Source organism: Acetobacterium sp. (assembly GCF_030652775.1).
Classification (GTDB): Bacteria; Bacillota; Clostridia; order Eubacteriales; family Eubacteriaceae; genus Acetobacterium.
In genome coordinates this window covers 1-17,187 of the sequence record NZ_JAUSPS010000086.1, presented here as the reverse complement: position 1 = coordinate 17,187, position 17,187 = coordinate 1, and the positions used below count along the sequence as shown (strand labels likewise).

Annotated in this window: 14 protein-coding genes and 1 pseudogene; 2 read left to right on the top strand and 13 right to left on the bottom strand. The window is 46.4% G+C overall.

Annotated elements, in window-relative coordinates:
- Positions 1 to 50: 50 nt before the first annotated feature.
- From Q7J41_RS15535 to Q7J41_RS15485, 11 genes are all read right to left on the bottom strand, one after another.
- Positions 51 to 911: a class II fructose-bisphosphate aldolase gene (locus Q7J41_RS15535; RefSeq protein WP_304889349.1), complete on the bottom strand. Its 861-nt coding sequence runs from the start codon at positions 909 to 911 to the stop codon at positions 51 to 53.
- Positions 901 to 1,308: a DUF1667 domain-containing protein gene (locus Q7J41_RS15530; RefSeq protein WP_304889348.1), complete on the bottom strand. Its 408-nt coding sequence runs from the start codon at positions 1,306 to 1,308 to the stop codon at positions 901 to 903. The genes Q7J41_RS15535 and Q7J41_RS15530 overlap by 11 nt, the downstream gene beginning before the upstream one ends.
- Complete coding sequence (locus Q7J41_RS15525; protein WP_304889347.1) at positions 1,305 to 2,609, bottom strand: NAD(P)/FAD-dependent oxidoreductase; 1,305 nt, start codon at positions 2,607 to 2,609, stop codon at positions 1,305 to 1,307. Before Q7J41_RS15525 ends, Q7J41_RS15530 begins: the two co-directional genes overlap by 4 nt.
- Positions 2,606 to 4,063 carry an NAD(P)/FAD-dependent oxidoreductase gene (locus Q7J41_RS15520; RefSeq protein WP_304889346.1) on the bottom strand — a complete coding sequence of 486 codons (1,458 nt, stop codon included), beginning with the start codon at positions 4,061 to 4,063 and terminating at the stop codon, positions 2,606 to 2,608. Before Q7J41_RS15520 ends, Q7J41_RS15525 begins: the two co-directional genes overlap by 4 nt.
- 118 nt (positions 4,064 to 4,181) lie before the next feature.
- A complete protein-coding gene (locus tag Q7J41_RS15515; RefSeq protein ID WP_304889345.1) occupies positions 4,182 to 5,069 on the bottom strand; it encodes an SDR family NAD(P)-dependent oxidoreductase in 888 nt (295 codons plus the stop codon).
- A gap of 31 nt (positions 5,070 to 5,100) precedes the next feature.
- Positions 5,101 to 6,600, bottom strand: a complete 1,500-nt coding sequence (locus tag Q7J41_RS15510) for an FGGY-family carbohydrate kinase (RefSeq protein WP_304889344.1) — start codon at positions 6,598 to 6,600, stop codon at positions 5,101 to 5,103.
- A 306-nt stretch (positions 6,601 to 6,906) separates the two neighbouring features.
- Complete coding sequence (locus Q7J41_RS15505) at positions 6,907 to 7,473, bottom strand: glycerol-3-phosphate responsive antiterminator (RefSeq protein ID WP_304889343.1); 567 nt, start codon at positions 7,471 to 7,473, stop codon at positions 6,907 to 6,909.
- A 91-nt stretch (positions 7,474 to 7,564) separates the two neighbouring features.
- Positions 7,565 to 8,422 carry a proline iminopeptidase-family hydrolase gene (locus Q7J41_RS15500; protein WP_304889342.1) on the bottom strand — a complete coding sequence of 286 codons (858 nt, stop codon included), beginning with the start codon at positions 8,420 to 8,422 and terminating at the stop codon, positions 7,565 to 7,567.
- Between the two features lie 135 nt (positions 8,423 to 8,557).
- A complete protein-coding gene (locus Q7J41_RS15495; RefSeq protein ID WP_304889341.1) occupies positions 8,558 to 9,031 on the bottom strand; it encodes an HAD family hydrolase in 474 nt (157 codons plus the stop codon).
- Positions 9,032 to 9,094: 63 nt separating this feature from the next.
- Positions 9,095 to 9,691 (bottom strand): Yip1 family protein, encoded by a 597-nt coding sequence (locus Q7J41_RS15490; protein WP_304889340.1) that lies wholly within the window; start codon positions 9,689 to 9,691, stop codon positions 9,095 to 9,097.
- A 49-nt stretch (positions 9,692 to 9,740) separates the two neighbouring features.
- Complete coding sequence (locus Q7J41_RS15485) at positions 9,741 to 11,726, bottom strand: GAF domain-containing protein (protein WP_304889339.1); 1,986 nt, start codon at positions 11,724 to 11,726, stop codon at positions 9,741 to 9,743.
- Between the two features lie 412 nt (positions 11,727 to 12,138).
- Between Q7J41_RS15485 and hcp the strand changes: the two genes are divergently transcribed.
- A complete protein-coding gene (hcp, locus tag Q7J41_RS15480) occupies positions 12,139 to 13,695 on the top strand; it encodes a hydroxylamine reductase (RefSeq protein ID WP_304889338.1) in 1,557 nt (518 codons plus the stop codon).
- 94 nt (positions 13,696 to 13,789) lie between these two features.
- A pseudogene (locus tag Q7J41_RS15475) lies at positions 13,790 to 14,002 on the top strand (sulfite reductase subunit C); the annotation flags it as partial.
- Positions 14,003 to 14,085: 83 nt separating this feature from the next.
- Here the strand turns inward: Q7J41_RS15475 and Q7J41_RS15470 are convergent.
- Together Q7J41_RS15470 and Q7J41_RS15465 are read right to left on the bottom strand one after the other, a co-directional pair.
- On the bottom strand, positions 14,086 to 15,273 hold the full coding sequence (locus Q7J41_RS15470; protein WP_304889337.1) for an anaerobic nitric oxide reductase flavorubredoxin: 1,188 nt from the start codon (positions 15,271 to 15,273) through the stop codon (positions 14,086 to 14,088).
- 462 nt (positions 15,274 to 15,735) lie between these two features.
- On the bottom strand, positions 15,736 to 17,187 hold a 1,452-nt coding region (locus Q7J41_RS15465; RefSeq protein WP_304889336.1), incomplete at its 5' end, for a diguanylate cyclase domain-containing protein.

Genomic DNA, 17,187 nt, shown 5'->3' with positions numbered 1-17,187 from the left:
GATTCAATTGTTTCCGTGAACAAGCATGAGATAATAGAAATTACAGCACTTTAGCCCCGGAACACCTCAATCGCCTGTTCCACATCAGCCTGCATAGCGACCCGGCCGATCTCAGCGATTTCATCGAAGCGCAGGTCTCGGCCAGGATTCTGATCGAAATAGGCTTTAACTGCCTGACCACCGGCCAGCGACATATAAGTGAAATAATTAATTTTCGAAATCCCTGCAGCGATGGCTTTCCGGAAGTCAGGGGTACTGACCCCGGATCCGCCGTGCATCACCAGCGGGACGTCCACCAGCTCGTGAATCGCACTAATCCGCTCAAAGTCCAGACAGGGCTCAGCCTCGTATACACCATGAGCGGTGCCAAAGGCAATCGCCAGCGCATCCACCCCGGTGGCCTCCACAAAGGCTTGGGCGCTCTGGGGATTGGTGTAGCATTCTTCCGGAGTCAGGGCTGCTTCCTCGGGATCTGGGGTTCCCCCGCCCTCTGGCCGCAGCACCCGACCCAGCTCGGCTTCTACTGATACCCCCAGATAATGAGCCACCCGAACAATTTCCCGAGTGTTGGTCAGATTTTCTTCATAGGTCAGTCTTGACCCGTCATACATCACCGAGGTGAAGCCCATTTTCATGGCGTGAAGCAGATAACCCAGGTCTTCCCCATGATCCAGATGGACGCAGACCTCCACTTTTGACTGGTCAGCCAACCGGATCATCACCGGAGCAATGACTTCCAGGGGGATCAGGCTTTCATGAATCTGGGCATGCATAATGATCACCGGCTGATTCAAGTTTTCTGCCGCAGCAATCACCGCCTGGACGCTTTCCAGATTGGGAGTATTAAACGCCCCGATCCCGTAACCATTGTCTTGGGCATCTTGTAGTATTTTACTAAGATTAACACGCATCGTTTTCCTCCTTGATACTCCGGCAGGCCACCACATCCACCCCAGTGCCGCAGATGTTTGGGATGACCACATCCCCCATCAAACAGGATCCGGTGAGCTTTGTTTTACGGATGGCATCCATCGCCAGACCCATGTCTTTTTTGGGGATGGGGGCGGCCGTTTTCACCGGTAGCAGACACGCTTTTTCGCCGCATTCCACCACAACTGTACTGGTTAAGGTTCTTTCTGGTGTGGTGATCTCCTTTTGTGCAAATTTTTCGCCTCTTTTGCAGCCTTCTCCCTCCACACTATCCAGAATTCCCTTTTTTAGATGAACCGCAATCACGCATTCCTTGGGACAGGTGGTACAGCAAACTTTTATTTCTTCTGTTTTTATTTCTTTCTGATTATGACTCATTTTTTCACCTCCCGGACTGATACGGTGATGGGTTGCTCTGAACCGTTAATATCGGCTGGGTTCAGCACCACCTCTTCCATCACACTGGGCTTAAAGGCCCGGGGTTTGCCTTGATAAAGGATCGTTGCTCCGGATTGAATCACGACCTCGGCCTGTTCTAAGGGTTTTCGCACCCTGAATAAAATCCGGGCTTCCTTTGATGAAGGGATGGTCATTTTTGCCGGCACGGTATAGCCCACATTCTCTCCCGGGCTCAGGGGGATGGCTGTTTTTATTTCGGAAGGTTTGGTTTCAGTTGGTCTGTTTTCACTAACCCCTATCTCGATATTTTGCTGCAGAGCATAAGCGGCGGCAGCGGTTCCAGCTTGTTCTGCTTCCAGTGTAACATTGTCCACCAGATCGTGAACATGAAGGACATTTCCACAGGCAAAGATCCCCGGCTGATCGGTTTCCAGCGCTTCGTTAACCAGCGGGCCGTTGGTTCGGGGATTCAGGCTGACTCCGGATTTTTGGGACAGCTCATTTTCGGGGATTAAACCAATCGACAGTAGCAGGGTATCACAAGGGATCACTTCTCGGGTTTCTTCAAATACTTTGAAGTTTTCGTCAACCTTAGCTACTTCGATGGCTTCCAGATGGGGGTAGCCGATGATATTTGTGACCGTGGTTGATAAATGCAAGGGGATATCAAAATCATCCAGGCAGTTTTTAATGTTCCGGTATAGCCCATTGGCATAAGGCATCAACTCATATACCCCCAAAACCTGCATGCCTTCAAGGGTCAGCCGTCTCGCCATAATCAGACCGATATCGCCAGAACCGAGAATAACGATTCGTTCCCCTGGTTTACGGTTTTCGATGTTTACGTAGCGCTGAGCCAGCCCAGCAGTAAGCACCCCGGCCGGTCTGGAGCCGGGAATTTTTATGGCTCCCCGGGTGCGTTCGCGACAGCCCATGGCCAGCACAATCGCCGCGGCATCAATTTGCAGCATGCCCTCTTCATTCATCGCTTTAACCTGTCGTTCCCCAGATAAATCGATGACCATGGTTTTTAAATAGACGGCGATGTCGACAGCCGCCACCTGCTTGATAAATAGCTCAGCGTATTCCGGGCCAGTGAGCTCCTGCTTGAAATAGCTGAGGCCAAAACCGCTGTGAATACACTGGTTAAGGATCCCCCCAAGTTCATCGTTGCGTTCGATGATGGCAACGGTGGCACCCGTTTCTTTGGCTTTCAAGGCTGCCGCCATGCCGGCCGGGCCACCGCCGATGACAACTACATCATAATTTAACTGTTTCATTTCACACCTCCCTTGACCGATCCGCAGAGCTGTTGCGAGCCTATATCTTCCAGACAGATATCATCCACTGGCAACCCCAGCTCCCGGCTCAGAATGGAAATGACTTTGTACTGACAGAAACCGCTCTGACAGCGTCCCATCCCGGCTCGGGTTCGGCGTTTTACCGCATCCAGGGTGTGAGCCGGAATCACCCCTTGAATGGCGGCGATGATCTCACCCTCGGTGACGGTTTCACAGCGACAGACAATCCGTCCATAGGCTGGGTTCTGATGAATCAGCGCATCCTGTTCGGCAATGGACAAATCAGCAAAGACAGTCTTTTTCTCCCGGTAAGGATTATAATCCAGTTTTGGTTTCATTTCAAGACCGGCATTATCCAGCAGATCCCGAACTTGTTCAGCAATCGCTGGAGCCGAGGCCACCCCCGGCGACTGAATCCCGGCGGCGTGGATAAAGCCTGTGACGGTTTTCGATTCGGCGATGAAAAAATCATTGTTGTTGTCCAGCACCACCGGCCGCAACCCGGCAAAGGTGCGGATGATCTTACTGGCGTCGAGTTCCGGCAAAATCTTATGCACCCCGTCAATCAAAGCTTGAATCCCCGGGGCATAGTTGTTGACAGCTTCCTTGTCATCCATCATGGTGGCGGTGGAACCGACAATGGTGTTGCCATGAACCGTAGGAATGCAGGCAATCCCTTTAGTATCCGGCCCGGGACAGGGAAACATCACCGTTTGAGGCTTACTAATCATGTCCTTATCCAGCACCAGCAGATCGCCATGTCGCGGTTTCATCTGGTATTCGGAAATCCCCACTAAACTGGCCACATCATCAGCATGGTTACCGGCGGCGTTAACGATGTAGGTGCAGGTAAATTGCTGATTGGGGGTAACAATCAGAAAACTACCGTCCGCTCTTTTTTCAATTGCGCTCACCAGCTGACTGGTCAGAATTTCCACGCCGTTGGCTTTAGCATTTTCGGCAAAGGCGATGGCCACCTCAAAGGGATCGACCACCGTGGCCGTGGGCGCATAAAGTGCGTGCTTAGCGTCGGTGGCCAGGTGGGGCTCACGGTTGCGCATCTGCTCGGCATTGATAATCGCCAGATCCTTAACACCATTTTTGATTCCAAATTCCAGCTTGTGTTTTAGCACCGCTTCATCGGCATCAGTAAAGCCGATCACAAAGATCCCCGGATTGATAATACCGAAGTTCAGGTCTTTGGCCAGCTGGGGATAAAGATTGGCACCGCAGACATTGATTTTCGCTTTCAAGCTGCCCGGGGTCGGATCATAACCCGGGTGAACCACCCCGCCGTTTCCTTTGGTAGCCCCGATACCGATATCAGTGCCCCGCTCCAGCAGAGCGGCCGTCAATTTATATTTCGAACATTCATGGGCAATGGCGGTACCGGTAATACCGCCCCCAATGATGATGATGTCGTAATGATTCATTCTCTTTTCCTCTCGTAATGGTGTGTGTATTTTAAGCCGTTGTTTATTCTGCTTCGTAGGGACAGGTAGTACCCGCCCGCAGACGTCCGTCTTGCAACCCATGTTCCGTTTAAACACCCTACCGCATCAGCATTCCGCCAGTGGCATCGATGGTGGTGCCGGTAAGATAAGATGCCGGTTCCGAAACCATAAAGACGACGATGTTGGCCACGTCTTCCGGTTGGGCAACCCGGCCGATGGGAATTCGGCTTTCGTAATAACCAGGGTTAGCTTCAATGTTGTTGCGGATCATGTCGGTGTCCACCACCCCCAAAGCGACGCCGTTAACCGTAATCCCTTTGGATGACAGCTCCCGAGCCATCGAAATGGTCAGTGCCACCATCCCGGCCTTGCTAGCGGCGTAGTGAGCGTGGCCAGTAGTGGAACCGTTAAAGGCCGCCTGGGAATTAATGTTGATGATCCGCCCGGGTCGCTGTTTGGTCAGATTGACTTTGGCAAAATATTGTGATGTCAGAAAGGGCGCTGTCAGATTCACATCCATGGTCTCTTCCCAGTCAGACAAGGGAATATCCTGAATCCAACCGGTCAGCCAGATCCCGGCGTTGTTGATGAGAATATCCAGATCGCCCAGCAGCGCTTCGGCTTCTTTCATCATCAGCCCCACATCATCGGCGTTACTCATGCTTGCCCCCAAAGGATAGGCTTTTACCCCCATGGATTTAGCTTCTTCCACCACTTTCAATAATTCTTCTGACACTTTTCGGGCTGTGACCACCACATTGACCCCTTCAGCCGCCAGCCCCAGAGCAATCGCCCGCCCCACCCCCCGGGAACCCCCGGTGATGATGGCGTTTTTTCCATTAATTTTTAAATCCATATTCTTAGTCTCCATTTTTTCATATTTGTCGATGAACGGTTCGTAGGGGCGGGTAGTACCCGCCAGCAAGCGTTTGTTTGAGATCAACGTTTCCGGGCGATTGATAATCGCCCCTATGAAATGATGCATTACATTCCTTGGTAATGGCGAACTGCCTTCCTTAATACTCGTCCCAGATCCCATCTAGGGCATTGATAACCTTCAGATAGCGATTGTACTTCTTTTCGTACATGGCCTGCTTATCAGGGTTGGGAACCGCAGTAAAGGCGATTTCCACCATCACATCCGAGGCCGCTTTAAAGCTTTCATAGGCGCCGGTGGCAACTCCGGCACAGATGGCTGCGCCCAGCGCACCCAGTTCGGTACATTCGGTGACTTCGATGGGCACCTGCAGAATATCTGCAAACATCTGTACCCAAACCCGGGATTTAGCCACCCCGCCGGCGATCCGGATACTCTTGGGGGCTTTACGATATTTTAATAATTTTTCAATATGATACTTATGGCTAAAGACAATTCCTTCATAAACGGCTCGCAGCATATTGTCACGGTTGTGGTAACTGGACAGCCCGACAAAGCAGGCCTTGGCGTTGATATTGACATTGCTGGCATAAAGGAAAGGTAGGAAGACCACTCCACAATCTTCATCAGCCACACAGTTGACGCAATTGTTGGAGTATTCATAAACGTCCTGGTTTTTCAGGTCAATGTCCCGGAGGATTTCGGTTAAAAACCATTCCAGATTGCTGGCCGAGGTCGGGCTACCTTCCAGGATCATCCAATAGCCGGGAATCGGATAAATGGAGGTCATAAACAGATCCTTGTCCACTACTGGTTTCTTGCTGATATATTCGTTGATGCTCCAGGTACCAGCCACCACGCACATCTTGTCTTCGTCAGTGATCCCCACTGCCATCGCCGAGGCGTGAATATCCATGCAGCCACCGGCCACCGGGGTTCCTTCAGCCAGACCAGTCAGTTCGGCCACTTCTTTGGTGATGGTGCCACAGACTTCGCCGGAATAACGCAGTGGTGGTAATTTATCGTAGATACTTTCCAGCCCCATATCTTCAAGCAGCTCCCGATCATATTTCACGTCCCGGACGTTCATCAGGCTGGATCCGGACATATCGGCAATTTCTCCATAGGCTTCGCCAGTTAACCGGAAACGGATATAGTCCTTACACATGAAGATCCAGCGGGTTTCTTCCAGCACCTCGGGTTTATGATCCATAAACCAGCGCAACAGGGTGGTCGGCTGTCCCGCAAAAACACTCTGCATGGTTTTAGGTAAGATCTTGTCATGAGTGCCGTCTTTTTGCCATTTGATAACATATTCCCGACCCCGGACATCAGTGGAGATCATGCCGTTGGTGGTCTGGCTGCCATCTGCCCGAACCAGATAGAGGCCGTTGCCATGACCGGTAGCAGAGAGCCCGATGATCTCACTGCCGTTGATGCCAGCTTTGGCGATCACCCCTTTGATGGCTTTAACATTAGCCTGCCACATTTCTTCCACGTTACGCTCGGTGAAGCCCGGTTCCGGCTGATACATGGCTGTTTTAGAACTGGAAATAGCCACCTCATTACCTTTTAAATCATACAGTGCGGCCTTAATCATGGTTCCGCCATTGTCCAGACCCAGTAAATATTTTCCCATTTTGTAACCTCCAACTTTATTTAAAATTTTGAATAATTTAATTGATCAACGTTTGGTTTGACACTGACGTTTGCAGGCGATTGATAATCGCCCCTACGGGATAATGCGTCACGCTGTTCTTTGTTATGCAACGCCGTCAATCACCTGTTCGTAGGGGCGGGTAGTACCCGCCTGAAACCCCACTTCTCACGAAAAAAAGTCCTGCTTAATAAATGCGATACAATCATCACATTTATTAAGCAGGACTCACACAATTACCATCCGGCACATTCTATTTTGTTTTATTTTAAATCATAATTCCCTAGATCAAAAATTACTATACCACAGCGACTTGTCGCTGACCGTCAAGCCCTTAAAACCGCATCTTTTGATCTTTTCCATCATCTCCCGATCCCGGATAAAGCCGCCCGCCAATAACGGAATTTTTGCCACCGCTGTTAGTGTTTGATAACAATCCAAAGCCATAATCGCCGGTAAAAGCTCGGCGCCATCGACCCGAGAACACTCAATAATTTTAAGCGCCGTCTCAAAAGATCGCGAATCATGAAGAAAAAATCGCTGAAAGGTTACCAGGCCACATTGTTTTGCCATCCCCAGCTTGCCGCTGTCGGTTGACATGACCCCATCCACATGGTAATAGTTTTTTAATAGTTTCATACCTACATGGTCTTTTCCAAACCCGCCCAACAGCTCCAGATTGACGAGTGCCTTTTTATCCTTAGCGTGAACCAGCTTGACCAGCTCCTGCAGATTGGCAATATGGGCTTCGGTGAGCAAAATAACCTGCGCATCGCTGTTTAGAGCGATTTCCAGATCACCCAGCCTGCGGATGGAAGGAATAACCTGAAATTCTGAAAAATCAATCCAACTCATTTTATCTCCTCATTGCCTAGATCATAGCACAAGGGGAATGAAACCGTCAACATTTTTTTAAACGACAATTTACATCGATAATTTTAAAGCGTTACTTATCTTTTAAAAACTCACTGACGATGGTTTTGTAAATCACCGGCTGTTCAATATGATGGAGATGCGCTGAGCGGGGTATCACTGCCATCGATCCCTGTGGAAATGCCATTTGAAAATCCTTCACCATTTTGACTCCGGCTTCATCACTGTCACCACAGGTCAAGAGCACCGGCACCGGGATTTCATGGAGCTGCGGCATCAGATCAAACTGCTTGAGTTTTCCGTTGACACTGAACTCGCTGGGTCCCCACATGGTCAAATAGACATCCATATTCAGTTTACCAAAAGAGTCCATCACGCTATCTGGCCAGGGATCAAGGCGACAGAGGTATTTTCGGTAATAGGCCTCAGAGGCGATCTCATAGTCGGCGCCAAATTCCTGATTTTTTTCGGCTTCGATGATAATCTTCTGCATCGTTTCCGGCAGATTTGAAATGTTTTCCATGGCGCATTCTTCCCACAGCGGGGTGCTCAGATAGGGAGCCGAAAGAATCAGTGCTTTGACAAACTGCGGTTTTTTGTCCAACATATAGGCCGCACTCAGACCGCATCCCCAGGAAAGTCCCAGTAAAATCAACTCACTCAGCTGCAAGCCCTGGATCATGGCATCCAGCTCGGAGACAAAGTATTCCAGCGAATAATCGTTCTTACTATCTGCCTTTTCCGAATTCCCGCTGCCCAACTGATCATAAAAATAGACCGGCCGGTCATCACTGAAGTCAGAAATCACATCTGGAATGCTCAAAAATCCTGGTCCACCATGAACCACCAGAAGCGGCGTTTGCTGCGACTCTTCGCCATAAACTGAATACCATATTTTCTTGCCCTGATAACTGATATAATCTTCTCTCATATTGACTTCTCCTTTTTTTCTTAGTGATTTTATCATTGAATAAGTGACATAAGCTTCACGGCCGTTTAAAGTCTCCGTTTACACTTACCCTATTTTTCTTCAAATTAACGATCCTCTGAATAGTCCAACTTGATTTCAGGTTCGCAGTGTTGCGATCATCCGGTCTGTGTTCAGTAATAAATCCAGGGCATCCTGTGGGCTGTTCACGACAATATCTGCGGCCAGCAGCGACTTTACACAGCAGCCTTCTGTTCCCATCACCACAATCGACAAGCGGCTTTCGGCAAACATTTCCCGGTCATTGTTGCCATTGCCGATGGCTATATTGGTTGCTCCGCCAATCTTTTCAACAAAGGCCTTTTTCTTTTTTGAAATGTTATCCTTTGAAAAAATCTCAATGGTCACCGGCAGATCCTGACATTGCTCTCGGACCAGACCGAAGGTATCAGCGGTGAGGATATGCACAGCAACCCCCCGCTCGGCTAAAGCTACCAGTCTTTCTTTAAGCCCCGCCACCAGAAAACCATCCACCGCCAGGGTACCATTATAGTCAAAGGTCACATGCGCCACCGTGATGGGCTCATGACCGGGAATTTTCAGATTTATCATATTTTACCTCGCTATTTCTCTTCTTATTCTTTTTTGATTGCCTTTTAACAACGATACCTCATGCTATGACGCAATAAAATAAATAATAAACAGTGGGATCATTTTGATTAAAAACTGTAAATACAGAACTGAGGCCTTTTTATAGGAAACATCATAGACCTTGGCAAAGCCCACAATCAGCAGGTAGATCCCCCAGATATTGAAAACATTGAGAAAATTGTAGATCAGCAGGGATACAAAATGAAAGTTCTCAAACTGAAACAGCCCGAAGGTCTGCGGAAAGTACAAAAAAATCAATCCCTCCACCAATGCAGGAAAACTGGCCAGTCCCAGAATATAAAAGGCCTGCTTGCGGGTACCAGTACCACCCATTTTTTTCATGATCAGATTAAACACAACAGTCTGGATAATAATAAGAGCATAAACGCTAAAGCTGCCCATAATCATGGAAAATAAGATCGTCGTGGCCGATATGACCGGGGCTTCAGGATTGAACATTTCATAAATGGTGGTATTATTCACCAGACAGGCTACTACAATCCCATCAACTATTCCGATCAAAATCAGAATAATAATCGGTGCAATGATCGAAATTTCCCACTTTCTGGAATTCTCAAAAAACCGTTTTGGATGGATGATTAAATCGACAGTATTTCTCATTTCTGCTCCCCTTCTCATGGATTGAATTCTGTGTTTTCATTTTTCTCACTCAATTTAAGACAATCACTGTAACTGCTTTCTTTTGGCAATCTTTTTTCAACCGGCTACACAAAACTGTATAAGCGTCAGGGCTGAGTCTCTGGGGCGGGGTGTTGACGATGACCAGTTTGGGCCGCCGGATCCGAGCCATACCATATTCCAATCGGATGTACTCGGCATCGCTGAGATCTTTGATCCGGGTTTTAAGTTTATCATGAAGCCCCATCATTTTAGCCACTTTGTTCAGATTTACCCGGTTCTCGCGGAGCTGGAGCAAAAGCGTACGCAGTACCGCATTGACCTTGGTTTTGGCATACCGCAGGTGTGGATTCTCAAAGATAATTGCATACTCCTGTTTGCGTAGCCGTTTTAGCTGTTCCTGCTTGTCTCTGGTAAAGGTGATCCGGTTAAAAATCAGCCGTTCATTGGGTTCCAATGACAGTCCCGAGATTTTTTTAAGAAAAGCGTTCTTTTCTGCCTGAGATGCAAAAGCTTTTTCCTTGAACCCGTTTTTTTCCACCGCAAAAATCCGCTTACCGCCTTGACGGATCTGCAATAGCGAAAAATCACGGTAATTATCTAGCGACTGACCGGACTTTTTAAAAACATCCAGCATCGCCAGCGTCATGTCATTGACCAGGGCAAAATCTTCCAGCGAAAAGACGCCGTCAAGTTTATTGACCAATTCCAGGGCGCCAAACACCTCTGCTTCGTCAACCCCCAGCGGCACGGCAATTTCTGAGGTAATGGTAATGCCCAGAGCCTGATTCAGACTACCAACTGACAGCCGGTATTGTCGCGAATCCTTGATATACAGTGGCAATCCTGCAAAGACCGATTGGGCAGCAATGCCCTGTCCCGGCCGCAGTTTCAGCTGATAGAGATCTTCAGCGCCGGGACTCTTGATAATCAGCGGATAAATAAAGGGACCCCGGTCATCTTCATCCCGAAACCAGATAATCGCCGCCCGAGCCTCGGTCACCAGCAGGATCTCGTCCAGGGTAGTGCTGAACAACCGCGGCAGAGAAGTGATTTCGTTTAGTTTTTCCTGAAATCGTGCCATGCATTCGTCATGGGTCAGGCGCTTTTCGGCCGCATAATCGTTGAAAAACCGGGATTTCAGGTGGCTGACGGTTTCCCGGATAACCCGGGCGCCTTCCAGATTTCCAAATTCGTCAAAATTCACCTCGGCAAAACCGTGAATATCAATAAAACGCCGGGTTGCATAGCGGTTAAGAGGGGCTGTTCGACTGATATAAGAGACATAACTGGCCTTTCGGGTGGGGTCATTGGCATGTACAATATATTCAAACCGATCCGTTTTTAAGGCTTCCTTCTGAGTTTCAGTCATGGTATACCAGCAATAGGGCTGCGCGTTAACGCAATAGGCATTGGTGTTTTCATCAAGCCGGTTGATATAAACGTAGGTGGCCAGATTGCCGCCCTTGGAATGCCCAAGGATATTACGTTCCCCCAGAATCCCGGCCATGTAGTGGTCATAAAAATCGATAGCCTTGTGATGATGGCCGGTGACCACGCCCAGAGAAGCAATTAGACAGCCGCCCCAGTCCAGCACAATGCTGGTGAGATCTATCTGTTCACAGCCGCTAAAAATAACCGCCCCGTTATTTTCACGGTCTGCCAGGGCAATGGCCACAAAACTGGTTTTATTTTTATCAGCGGTGTTGCCGTATGAGCCATAATTATCGTTAACATAGCCGGTAACGACCACTTCACCGAGATTGTCGCTGGATGCGTAAATCCGCTTAAAATGAGCCTGCCGGCGTTTTTTATATTGGTATCCATGCTCAGAGCGGCTGATAAAACCAGGATAGGTCGAATAGCCGCACTGCTCCATCAGATCGATGTATTCATCGAGCTTCATCGGGGTTTCCCGGGTAATCCGATTTTTGTATTGGGGCGGCAAATGAAAATAAACCAGTTCCAGCAACAGGTATTTTTCAATGTCCAGCAGGTTGCTCATTTTCAGACTCATGGTGTTCCTCTTTTCTAATGATTAACTTAGTTAAACAAATCATATCACAATCGATTTCAGAATAAAAGATGGGAATTCTATATCAATAGAATATTTGAATAAAAGACATCAATAAAAAATTAATTATTTTTGTTTTATGTTGCATTTGCAACTGTCAAAGCGAATAACATGTAGTACCATTATGTCATCATCAGTTTGGAAAAACACGACGGCTCAGAATAGCAATCAACTAATTTGCTATTATTTCATCAATGAATAGATTAAATCATATTCATTGATGATTAAAATAATAACATTAGTTAATAAATTGTTAGCGTTCATCTCATCAGGGTAGTCAATAAGTGAAGGTGTTTTTTAAAGGTTATTCCCCGTTGTTACGGGTTAACAAATAAAGTTACGAGAGAGGTAAAAGATGAAAGATATGTTTTGTTTTCAATGTGAACAAACTGCCAAAGGAACCGGATGTGAGGTCAGCGGCGTCTGTGGTAAAACACCTGTCGTTGCAGGAGATCAGGATAAGTTAGTCGGTGCCTGTATTGGACTAGCCAAAGCTGTTAAAAAAACAGCCGCTACTGAAGCCACCGATGCCTGTATCAAAAAAGCCTTATTCACCACCGTTACCAATGTCAGTTTTGACGATGAAAGTTTAAAAGTATTGGTAGCTTGTGTCGACAAAATGAAAGAGGATCTCGATCCAACTGCTGAAGATTATGATATGGCAAAACTTTGGGACGACAATGAAGATATCCGTTCTTTAAAAACCCTGATCCTGTTAGGCGTTAAAGGGGTGGCTGCCTATGCTCACCATGCCGCTATTTTAGGCTATAAAGATCCGATCGTTGATGCCTTCTTCTACGAAGCATTAGATGCTGTGGGCTCAGATCTGGGCATGGATACGCTCCTGCCACTGGTACTCAAAACCGGCGAAATCAACTTGGCATGTATGGCTCTACTGGACAAAGCTAATACTGAAACCTATGGTACTCCAGTACCAACTGAAGTTCCATTAACCATTGAAAAAGGTCCTTTTATCATTATCACCGGTCATGATTTACATGATTTAAAATTATTGCTGGAACAAACTGAATGCAAAGGCGTTAACATTTATACTCATGGCGAAATGTTACCCGCCCATGCTTATCCGGAACTGAAAAAATATCCTCACTTAAAAGGAAACTTTGGAACCGCATGGCAAAATCAACAAAAAGAATTTGCTACTGTACCCGCTCCAGTTCTGTTCACCACCAACTGTATTATGCCAGTAAAAGATTCTTATTCTGACCGTATTTTTACCACCGATATGGTTCAATACCCGGGGATGATCCACGTTGGCAAAGAAAAAGATTTTGCCCCAGTGATTGCCAAAGCGCTGGAACTGGGCGGATATCCTGAAGATAAAGAAATGACCGGTATTAACGGCGGAAAAACCCTATTAACCGGGTTTGGTCATGGCACTGTTTTAGGCGTTGCTGACAAAGTCATCGCTGCAGTCAAAGCTGGCGATATCAAACACTTCTTCCTGGTTGGCGGCTGTGACGGCGCTAAAACCGGACGTAACTACTACACCGAGTTTGTTGAAAAAACACCGGCTGATACGGTTGTCTTAACCCTGGCCTGTGGCAAATTCCGCTTTAACGATCTGGATCTGGGCACCATTGGCGGCTTGCCACGACTGATGGATATGGGCCAATGTAATGATGCTTACTCAGCCATTCAGGTTGCTGTTGCTTTGGCCGGTGCCTTTGAATGTGGCGTTAATGATCTGCCACTCTCTATGGTATTGTCCTGGTACGAACAAAAAGCCGTTTGCATCCTGCTGACCCTGTTACACCTGGGTATCAAAAATATCTTATTGGGACCATCATTGCCAGCCTTTATTTCACCAAACGTATTAAACGTCCTGGTTGAAAACTACAACATTGGACCAATCACCACACCAGAAGCTGACCTGGCAAAATTACTGGGCTAATCCGTATCTTTTATAAATAAATTTTAACATCATCTGACAAATTGAAAGTCTGCAAGAAAGAATCGGCAGATGCGCTTTCGGTGGAAAATTTACCGAATACGCCATTATCAAAATTATCAATAACACCTACAGAATTTTCAAAAAATACATCGGCCGTGAAACACCCGGCGGCAAAGAACACATCGGCTACATCATTGACCGCACCGGTTTTGAAGAATATAAAAAACGGGCCCTGGAAGGCGTCGAGCTGGATCCCCGCACCTTCGTCAAAGGCCCTGTTTACTGGAGCGGCATTCACTACACTTGATTTTTTTCATGAACCAACTAAAAACGACCTAATCTTTCGATTAAGTCGTTTTTTTATTAATCTTTTATTCCGCAAATAAAAATCTAAGCTTTGGCAATTTCTTTGCCAAAGTCGATGGCTGATATCTGTTGAGAATCATCGGGGTTCCACTGATTGCGGAGACCCTCGTTGATGATTTCGAATCCGGCACCTTCCAGCCATTCATTTAACACCTTGGTGGACTCGCCGCTCCAACCGTAGCAGCCAAAGGCGGCGGCTTTTTTGTTTTTAAACTTTAGCTCTTTCATCAAATGAACAAAGCCGGCTATGGAGTGGAGAATGCTGCCACCGATGGTCGGTGAACCAATCAGCACGATCTTTGACTTAAAGACCTCGGTAATCAGATCATTCTCATCGCTCTTTGACAGGTTGAAGACTTTTACTTCAACGTCCGGATCTGTCAAGCCGATCCCTTCAGCAATTTTTTCGGCCAGATTTTTGGTGCCGTTCCACATCGTGTCATAGATTATGGTAATCTGGTTTTCCTGATAATCTGCGGCCCACAGGGCATATTTCTCGACAATTTGCATCGGGTTATCGTTCCAGATGACGCCATGGCTAGTGGCGATCGTATCAATGGTCAGATTAAAGGTAATAATTTCGTCCAGTTTCTTACGCAAAATGGCGTTAAAGGGAGTTAGAATATTGGCATAATATTTCATCGCTTCTTGATACAAGTCGCATTGATCGACCAAATTATTAAACAATTTTTCGGTCGCATAATGCTGGCCAAAGGCATCATTGCTGAACAAAATATTATCTCCGGTCAGATAGCTGGCCATACTGTCTGGCCAATGGAGCATCCGCATTTCCACAAAAATCAGTTCTTTGCCATTACCGACGTCCAGCTTATCGCCAGTTTTCACAATATTGAAATTCCAGTCTTGATGATACTGACCCTTTAACGACTTAACGGCATTTTCAGTACAGTAAATGGGAACATCCGGGATTCGCTCCATCAGTTCCGGCAGAGCGCCGCTGTGATCCATTTCGCCATGATTGGCGACAATATAATCGATCTCATCCAAGTCGATCACCTGGGCTAAATTTTCCACGAATTCTTTGGCGTAGGGCATCCAGACCGTGTCGACTAAAACCGTCTTTTCTTCCTGAATTAAATAAGAATTATAGGTGGAGCCATGATTGGTAGAAAATTCATTGCCATGAAACTGCTGCAGCTCCCAATCGACTTTTCCGACCCAGCTCACATTATTCTTTATTAGTTTTTTCATTATCTATTTCCTTTCAAATCATCACATAATACGGATGAACTTTGCATCTCAATCCAACGTCCAGTTAATTATATACCCTTAATTCTCATCGATACTCTTTTCAATAGTCCAAACTGCCAGACAAAAAAAGACTTCTGCCGCACAGCCAGGAGCTGTGAAGCAAAAGTCTCGGATCATTTTATATTAATGCGATTTATCTGTTCGAATTGTTTTCATTTTCTGCTAGCGTGTGAGTAAGGCTAATTCCCTCCGCCTGATTTCGACTTAAAATGATCCCGTATACCCAACCAGATAATCACCCCGTAGGTAAAGAGGTTTTGAGGAAATACCGGAACCGGGTAAACAGCACTCTACTCTCGCTTTTTTTATGTGTAAATCGTGTTTAAAAGAAATTATATCATGTCTCAGTTTTAAATTAAAATTATATTAACACAGACAAACATTTTTTCCGTTTTGCTGTTATCAGTCAACCCACTGATTGATCCGGTTTCGCCCCTGTGCCTTTGCCTGATAAAGGGTTTCATCAGCATGTTTTAAGAGCAGCTCATAACCGTCTTGATCTCCTTGATTTAAGGTCACTACCCCAATGGATACGGTCACTACCGATGCTACCGGGGATGCCTTATGCGCAATTCCTAATTCCATGATTGTTTTCCGGATCTTTTCGGCTACTTCAGCTGCCCCTTCGGCATCAGTATCCGGCAGCAAGCAGGTAAATTCTTCCCCACCCCATCGCGCCGCCATATCGCCTGGTCTTTTTAAGGTTGTTTTTATGGCATACGCCACCTGTCGCAGACATTCATCCCCTTCTAAATGACCATAGGTATCATTGTAAAATTTGAAATGATCAATATCCAGCATTAATACACTTAAAAAACTGCCCGTCCGTTTTGCTTTTCTGGTTTCAATGTCAAACATTTCATCAAATCGGCGGCGATTGGGAATTTTTGTTAACTGATCGATATCGGTATTGATTTTCAGAATATCCTGATAGTATTTAAGGGCCAGATGATTTTTAATCTTGGCTTTGACAATAGGGATGCTAAAAGGTTTTGTGATGTAATCAATGGCACCTAATTTTAGACCATATTCTTCATTGTCAGATTCACTCAGGGCAGTCAGAAAAATAACCGGAATATCCTTAGTTTTCTGTTCCAGATGGAGTGTTTTACAGACCTCGTAGCCATTCATTTCCGGCATCATTATATCAAGCAAAATCAGATCCGGTGGATTTATTGAATTTGCTATCATCAGGGCATCTTTCCCAGAATGAGCTACAAACGTATCAAAGTCATCACTTAATGCTGTTTCTAATAATTTTGTGTTCATTGGCGAATCATCAACAATTAAAACCTGTTGTCTTTTTCTGACATATGCCTGATCCTCATCCGGTTCACTTGTTATCGTATTCAGACTACAGGCGTTATGCGCCTCTTCAATCAAACGATTGCGATCACCATTATTTTGTAATTTCGGGTACGGTATTTCCAGATTCTCTGGATCTTGTATCAGCAAGTCGTATTCTTTGGCAGCTAAAATATTTGTTAACGTTGATAATAACTTGTTTTTTCCAATCGGTTTGTTGATATAAGCTGAAAATCGATGCTCACCATTTTTGTTTTCCGGGTCAAAGAAAATCTGTGACGTCATCAGAAATAAAGGGATCTCTTGGGTGGTTGATATGGCACCTAAGGCAATTTTCAGATCCTCTGACTTAATATCGGTGAGATCCTGGGCAATAAAAATCCCATCCCAGTGATTTGCGGGTTTTATCAGTTCCAGTATCGCCTGAACGCCATTGGAAACCGTTGTACTGGTAACACCTGCAGATTTCAAAAAGCTTTTCACTGCCGTTCCGTCCTTGATATTTTCATCAACAATCAGAATGGACCGTCCTTTTAGAATGGACCAATC